The 4,691-nt window shown below is 33.2% G+C and carries 3 protein-coding genes; 2 read left to right on the top strand and 1 reads right to left on the bottom strand.

Annotated features, from left to right (window positions below; genetic code table 11):
* Window positions 1-27 precede the first annotated feature (27 nt).
* A complete protein-coding gene (locus tag ACTG3Y_RS13165) occupies window positions 28-768 on the top strand; it encodes a hypothetical protein (protein ID WP_439153382.1) in 741 nt (246 codons plus the stop codon).
* Window positions 769-772: 4 nt separating this feature from the next.
* Here the strand turns inward: ACTG3Y_RS13165 and pheT are convergent, their stop codons facing one another.
* Window positions 773-3,199: a phenylalanine--tRNA ligase subunit beta gene (gene pheT, locus ACTG3Y_RS13160; RefSeq protein ID WP_439153381.1), complete on the bottom strand. Its 2,427-nt coding sequence runs from the start codon at window positions 3,197-3,199 to the stop codon at window positions 773-775.
* Window positions 3,200-3,316: 117 nt separating this feature from the next.
* Between pheT and ACTG3Y_RS13155 the strand changes: the two genes are divergently transcribed.
* A complete protein-coding gene (locus ACTG3Y_RS13155) occupies window positions 3,317-4,534 on the top strand; it encodes a peroxiredoxin family protein (protein WP_439153380.1) in 1,218 nt (405 codons plus the stop codon).
* Window positions 4,535-4,691: the final 157 nt, after the last annotated feature.

Raw genomic sequence — 4,691 nt, 5'->3', positions numbered from 1 at the left:
TATAATTTTTTCTCTAATTAGGTATTAATGATTGTATTATTAATCATGACTCTTAATCTTTGTAAAAATTCAGTACTTAAATGCTTGTTTTTTATTGTTGGAATATTAATAGTTGGTAATTTAGTTGGTCGATACATTCAATTTGGAAATGTTGACTTAAGCGAGTATATAGCTAGAACAGTTTATAATGCACTTGATTTTAATACTGAATCTAACTTTCCTACTCTTTTTTCCTCGTTATTGTTATTCAGTAATAGTATTTTGCTTTTTATAATTGCTAATGGCTATAAATCAAACTTTAAACTATATAATTACTGGCTAGGTTTAGCAATAGTTTTTAGTTTTTTAGGATTAGATGAAATGCTTCATATACACGAACATCTGGTAATTCCTGTAAGGTCTTTATTTGATACGTCTGGATACTTGTACTTTGCCTGGTTAATACCTTATTTAATTATTACGGCATTTTTTGGTTTAGTATATTTAAATTTCTTCAGACAATTACCTTCACGCACATTAAAGTTATTTACATTCTCGGCTATCTTATTTTTATCTGGTGCAGTAGGCTTAGAAGCTGTAAGTGGAAGTCATGCAGAATTTAATGGAGAATATACAATAACTTATTTCATTTTGTATACAATAGAAGAATCCTTAGAAATGTTAGGTTCAATAGTATTTCTTTATGCGTTATTGGATTATAAGTCGACTGCATTTCAAAGTATTACCATAAAGCTTTTATCAGAAAATAATAAAGGTAATAAAGGGTAATTACTTATCTCAACTCAGCACCAAGCTTAGATTCAAAGTTAGATTGTAGTTTAGACATTATTTTATCAATTTGCTTGTCGGTTAATGTTTTATTCTCATCTTGAAGTGTAAAACTAACCGCATAACTCTTTTTACCAGCTGGTAATTTTTTGCCTTCAAAGACATCAAATAAATTTATATCTTTAAGTAATTTCTTTTCAGTTTGCTTTGCAATGGTGTAAATTTCACCAAAAGAGACAGCGTTATCTAACAATAAGGCAAAATCTCTGCGCACTTCTGGATACTTTGGTATGGCTGTAAATTTAATTTTGTTATGCTTAGCCATCTCTATGACATTATCCCAATTAAAATCAGCAAATAGTACATTTTGAGAAATCCCAAAATGCTTTAACACTGATTTTTTTACCAAGCCAAAATCGACTAATTTTTTCTTTCCTAATGATAGACTCATGCCTTCACTAATAACGTCAGATTTAGTAGGGGCAGACCGTAAACGATTTAGTCCTAAGCGTTCTAAAATAGTTTCAATTGTTCCTTTTAAATAGAAGAAATCACCAGGTGCAGCGACAGTATTCCAGCGTTCTTCATTTTTATTTCCAGTTACAAATAGTGATAAATGCTTTTGTTCTTCGCGCACTTCGGAATACTGATGATAGGTTTTTCCAAATTCAAATAACTTTAAGTCATTTCGCTTTCGGTTGATATTGTGAGAAACTGATTCTAAGCCAGAGAAAAGTAAGGATTGACGCATCACTTCCAGATCATTACTCAGAGGATTTAGCATTACAACGTTATGCTCAGCGTTTAATTGGTCACTTAACTCAACATAATTTGGGGTTGTTAAAGAATTAGCCATTATCTCAAAGAACCCTTGAGCAGCTAATTGATTTCCAATAACATTCTGAAGTTTGTAATCTTCAAATCGGGTTGAGTTAGAAATAGATGCATTTAGTTTTTCTGTAGTGCCCACGTTATTATAACCGTAAACTCTAAGAATTTCTTCAATGATATCCGCCTCGCGTTGTACATCGTTGCGATATGCTGGAACTGTTAATCCTAAACCAGCTTCAGTAACATTGTTAACTTTAATTTCTAATGAAGTTAAAATACTTTTTATAGTTTCTCTTGGTATCTCTTCACCAATCAACTTTTTAGCGTTATCAAAGCTTAGTCGTACCTGAAAGTCTTCAATCTTATTTGGGTAAGCATCAGAAATATCACTAGTAATTTCACCTCCAGCAATCTCAGTGATTAAAAGTGCTGCACGCTTTAAGGCATATTCTGTAATATTAGGATCGATACCACGTTCAAATCTAAAAGATGCATCAGTATTTAAACCATGTCGTTTCGCGGTTTTACGTACTGCAACTGGATTAAAATAGGCACTCTCTAAAAATATATTAGTTGTATTTTCGCTTACACCAGAGTCAATACCACCAAAAACACCAGCAATACACATTGGTTTTTCAGCATCACAAATCATAAGGTCGTCTTTGTCTAATTCTCGAACAACTTCATCTAATGTGGTAAATTTAGTACCTGCTTTACAGGTTTTTACTTGAATCTTATTACCTGAAATTTTATTCGCATCAAAAGCATGTAGAGGTTGCCCTAACTCATGTAAAACATAATTAGTAATATCTACAATATTATTGATAGGTGCTAAACCTATAGATTTTAAGCGATATTGTAACCAATTTGGAGACGTTTCAACCTTTACGCCAGAAATAGTAATACCGCAATATCTTGGGCACTTTTCTTTGTCTTTAACATCGACATCAACCTTTAGAGATCTGGCATCGACATGAAACGCACTCACTGAAGGAGTAATAAGTTCTATTGCAACTTCTTTTTGTAAAAGTCCGGCTTTTAAATCGCGCGCAACACCATGATGACTCATTGCATCTGCACGGTTTGGTGTTAAGCCAATTTCAAATACTTCATCATTTTCAATCTCAAATATTTCTGCAGCAGCTGTTCCAACTTTCAAATCTTTATTTAAGACCATGATGCCGTCATGAGATTCACCAAGACCTAATTCGTCTTCGGCGCAAATCATACCATGACTTTCTTCACCACGAATTTTACCTTTCTTAATCTTCCAGGCTTCACCTTCTGCCGTATATAAAGTCGTTCCAATAGTAGCAACAGGAACTTTTTGTCCCTTGGCGACATTTGGTGCTCCACATACGATCTGTAATGGTGTGTCACCACCAACATCAACGGTGGTAAGCTTTAAGCGGTCTGCATTTGGGTGTTGTTCACACGTTAATACTTCGCCTACAACAATACCTTCTAAGCCACCTTTTACAGATTCGTAGCGTTCAATTCCTTCTATTTCAAGACCAAGATCTGTAAGCAGTTCTCCAGTTTTATCAGCGTCCCAATCTACCTTAATAAACTGTTTTAGCCAGTTGTATGAAATCTTCATGCGGTTAATTTAATGAAGCTACAAAGATAGCAATAGTTGGATGTTAATGAAATTGAACATTGTTTTTTTATGTAAGGACATTGTTATAATTTCGAACTTTATTGAAAACGCGTTGTTATGAAAAAATTAATGATATTGTTTTTGGTCCTTGTAATTTGGAGTTGCGAAGAAAAGAAAGTACCAAAACAATTAGAAACAGGAACTTATAGGGCAGTCTTAAACGTTCAGGATGGTGAAGAATTGCCTTTTATTTTTGATGTTGAGTCTAAGGATAAGCTGAAACTTTATAATGCTGAAGAAATTATTGAAGTTAATGAAATAGACTATCTAAATGATTCAGTTTATATACATCTACCAGTATTTAAAGACTTTATTGTTGCAAAAATCAGTAATGAAGAAAGCTTAAGCGGGTATTATATTAATCCAGATCGTAATCGAAAGGTGCCTTTTAGAGCAGAAGGTCATGAGAACAAAAGATTTTATATTAAATCTCAACCTACTCAAAATGTTTCCGGAGTATGGGAAACCGTTTTTAGTAAAGGAATTGCAGAAGATGAATATATTGCCAAAGGTATTTTTAAACAAACAGGTGATAAGGTTACAGGTACATTTAGAACAACTACAGGAGATTACCGTTTTCTCGAAGGTGTTATGGATGGAGATGAAATGAGACTTTCTACTTTTGATGGAGCACATGCTTTTTTATTTAGAGCAAAAGTGTCTGATTCTACATTAGAAGGTATCTTTTATTCTGGTAATCACTGGAAAGAACCTTTTGTGGCTAAGCGAAATGAAGCTTATGAATTACCGAATGCCAACGATCTTACATTTTTAAAGGATGGTTATGAAAAATTAGAATTTTCATTCCCAGATGAAAATGGAACGATGATTTCACTAAACGATGAGCGCTTTAATAACAAAGTAGTTATTGTACAAATTATGGGTACGTGGTGTCCGAATTGTTTAGATGAAAGTAAATACTACACTAAGTTCTATCAAGCTAATAAGGGCAAAGATGTTGAGATTGTAGCATTAGCCTTTGAGTATGCTAAAACCGAAGATAAGGCCTTTAATAATATTGCACGATTAAGAGATAAGCTTGAGATAGAATACCCAATATTGTTGGCACAATTTGGTGATTCTGATAAAAGTAAAGCACAAGAAAAATTACCAATGCTTAACCATATCTTGTCTTATCCTACCTCAATATTTATTGATAAAACGGGTAAAGTGCGTAAGATACATACAGGCTTTAATGGTCCAGCAACTGGTGAAAAATATGTTGAGTTTAAAGATGAGTTTGAAGACTTTATTTCTGAATTATTGGAAGAATAATATTTTGCACTCAACGGTTTCTAGAGAGGGATAAACGTTACCATTAATGCCTGTATCACAAACAACACTATAAACGGCATAAACAAATACCCAACCACATCTCTGGCTTGTATTTTAATGCCTTTACCCATAACTGGTAATACAATTAACAGAAAAA

It is taken from the genome of Winogradskyella sp. (assembly GCF_965656915.1).
Classification (GTDB): Bacteria; Bacteroidota; Bacteroidia; order Flavobacteriales; family Flavobacteriaceae; genus Winogradskyella.
The sequence above is the reverse complement of the archived record's forward strand: the minus strand, read 5'-3'. Positions and strand labels throughout refer to the sequence as shown.

Coding starts and splice junctions, on each gene's coding strand:
- ACTG3Y_RS13165 (WP_439153382.1), top strand. CDS start 28: ATGATTGTATTATTAATCATGACTCTTAATCTTTGTAAAAATTCAGTA.
- pheT (WP_439153381.1), bottom strand. CDS start 3,199: ATGAAGATTTCATACAACTGGCTAAAACAGTTTATTAAGGTAGATTGG.
- ACTG3Y_RS13155 (WP_439153380.1), top strand. CDS start 3,317: ATGAAAAAATTAATGATATTGTTTTTGGTCCTTGTAATTTGGAGTTGC.